Origin of the sequence: Neoroseomonas soli, from assembly GCF_018129065.1 — a bacterium.
Lineage (GTDB): Bacteria > Pseudomonadota > Alphaproteobacteria > Acetobacterales > Acetobacteraceae > Neoroseomonas > Neoroseomonas soli.
The window spans coordinates 1-2,423 of sequence record NZ_JAAEDM010000172.1; the positions used below are offsets into that span (position 1 = coordinate 1).

The following is a 2,423-nucleotide window of genomic DNA, read 5'->3' on the forward strand; positions in this document are numbered from 1 at the left end:
GGTCCCGCGCGCGGCCGCGCCGGCATCCGGCGCGTGCTGCTACGCCCGCCGCAGGTTCCACGGATAGGGCGAGGAGCCCTGCAGGATCCCCGTGATGTCGCGCCGGAACGCCGTGCGGATGACGAACTGGCCGAGCGGCACGAAGGAGGCGTCCTCCAGCGCATGATGGCCGAGTTCCGTTGCCAGCGCCTTCTGCCGCTCGGGGTCGGTGGCGAAGAGCCAGGCCTCGGCGAGTTCTTCCGCCCGCCGGCTCTCCCACCAGCCGAACCAGCCGTTCTGCCCCTGGCCGCGCACCAGGAAGGACAACGCCGGATTGGCCCAGGCGGTGGCGCCGCCGGTGGTGTGCAGCACCGACCAGCCGCCGCGGTCCACCGTCTCGCGGTTGCCGCGCCGCTGCACCACGGTGCCCCAGTCGCTCTCGGCCAGGTCCACATTGACGCCGATGCGCTTCATGCGGTCCGCCGTCACCTGGCCGAGCGGCCCGATGTCGGGGAAGTCGGTCGGATTGATGATGACGACGCGCTGGTTGGCGTAGCCGGCCTCCCGCAGCGCGGCGCGTGCGCGGTCGAGGTCGCCGGGCATCATCGCCTCGCCCTCGTCGCGGTGATAGGGCGTGCCGCGCGGCCAGAGGCTGCGGCAGATGGACCAGTCGTCCGGGTTGTCGCCGCGGGAGGCGCGCATGTACTCCTCCTGCGCGACCGACAGCCGGATGGCGCGGCGGACGCGCACGTCGTCGAAGGGCGGGTGCAGGCAGTTCATCCGCATCACCGCCAGGCGGCCGAGCGGGTCCGTCACCTCCCGCCGTATGTCGCGGGCGCGGGCGAGCAGCGGCTGCAGGTCGGGATGGGGGCGTTCCCACCAGTCGACCTCCCCGTTCTGCAGCGCGGCTGCGGCGGTCGCGGCGTCGGGCAGGATGTGCCACTCGATGCGCTGGAAATGCGCGACCTTGCCGCCGGAGGTCCAGGCCGGCGCCTCGCTGCGCGGCACGTAGCCGTCGAACTTCTCGTAGACCACGCGGCTGCCGGAATTGTATTCGCCGGCGATGAAGCGGTAGGGGCCGGAGCCGACCATCTCCGTCACCGCGCGCGCCGGATCGCTCGAGGCGACCCGTTCCGGCATCACGAAGAGCACCGAGGAATCCGGCTTGGCGAGCGCGTCCAGCATCAGCGGGAAGGGGCGCTTCAGGCGCACCTCGAAGTTGCGGTCGTCGACCGCGCGCCATTGCTCGACGACGCGCGCCAGCAACTGGCCGACGGGTTCGCGTGCGCACCAGCGGGTGATCGAGGCGATGCAGTCGGCGGAGCGCACGGGGCTGCCGTCGTGGAAGCGCAGCCCCTCGCGCAGGCGGAACTTCCAGGTCAGGCCGTCGGAGGATGTCTCCTGCCCTTCCACCATCTGCGGCTTCGGCTTCAGGTCCGCGTCCACGCCATAGAGCGTGTCGAAGATGTGGAAGCCGTGGTTGCCGGTCACGGTCGCGGTGGTGAAGATCGGGTCGAGCACGCTGAGATTGGCCTGCGGCACGAAGCGCAGCGTGGTGGCGCGGGTGTTCTGCGCGACGGCCGGAGCTGCGAGCATGCCGGCCGCGCCGGCCGCGAAGAGTGTGCGGCGGTGGATCATTCTTCCTTCCTCCCTGGGCGTCATGGTGCGCCTTGGGTGGAAGGCTAGGCCGCGGCGGCCTCGCAGGGAACCGCGGGCAGGATCCCCCCGCGTCGCCGTTCGCCGACGAGGCCTGTTCCGCGGATCCAGGTCGAAGGCCCGGTGACGGAACCGCTGCGCGTCGCCGGTTTCCACGCCCCTCCGCCCGAGCCCTGCGGAACCCGTCGCCGAGGACGGCCGCCCGGTCGCGACGGCGCTTCAGGCGCGCGCGGCGCTCGGCCTCGCATGCGTGCTCACGAAGGGGCCTGGCGGCCTTCGTCCCAAGGGCCTTTCGACCCCTGGCGGGAGATGTCCGGAGAGGGTACTCGCCCTACCCCACCCGCTCCCGCACCAGGTCGAGCGCTGCCGTGAAGGCGGCGTCGGCGTCGAGCGCGGTGGTGTCCAGCACCACCGCGTCGGGCGCCGGCTTCAGGGGCGCGACGGGCCGGTTGGCGTCCTGGGCGTCGCGGTCGCGGATCTCCGCTTCCACCTGCGTCGGGTCGGCGGCGATGCCGCGGCCGCGCAGTTCCAGGAAGCGGCGCCGGGCGCGCTCCTCCACGCTGGCGGTGACGAAGAGCTTCACCTGCGCCTCGGGGAAGACGACGGTGCCGATGTCCCGCCCGTCCAGCACCGCTCCGCATCTGCGGCCGAAATCGCGCTGGAAGTCGAGCAATGCGGCCCGCACGGCGGGAATGGCGGCGACGGCGCTCGCCGCCATGTCGGCCATCGGCCCGCGCAGGTCGCCGCGTTCGAGATCCGCAGGCGCCAGGTCGCGCGCGGCGGCCTCG

At 72.7% G+C, this 2,423-nt stretch carries 2 protein-coding genes; both read right to left on the minus strand.

The window, feature by feature from the left end; all coding sequences use genetic code 11:
* Positions 1–39: 39 nt before the first annotated feature.
* Complete coding sequence (locus GXW76_RS25160; protein WP_211864880.1) at positions 40–1,617, minus strand: ABC transporter substrate-binding protein; 1,578 nt, start codon at positions 1,615–1,617, stop codon at positions 40–42.
* 349 nt (positions 1,618–1,966) lie between these two features.
* Positions 1,967–2,423 (minus strand): (d)CMP kinase (locus GXW76_RS25165; protein WP_211864881.1); only part of this gene is annotated, 457 nt, incomplete at its 5' end.

Coding starts and splice junctions, on each gene's coding strand:
- GXW76_RS25160 (WP_211864880.1), bottom strand. CDS start 1,617: ATGATCCACCGCCGCACACTCTTCGCGGCCGGCGCGGCCGGCATGCTC.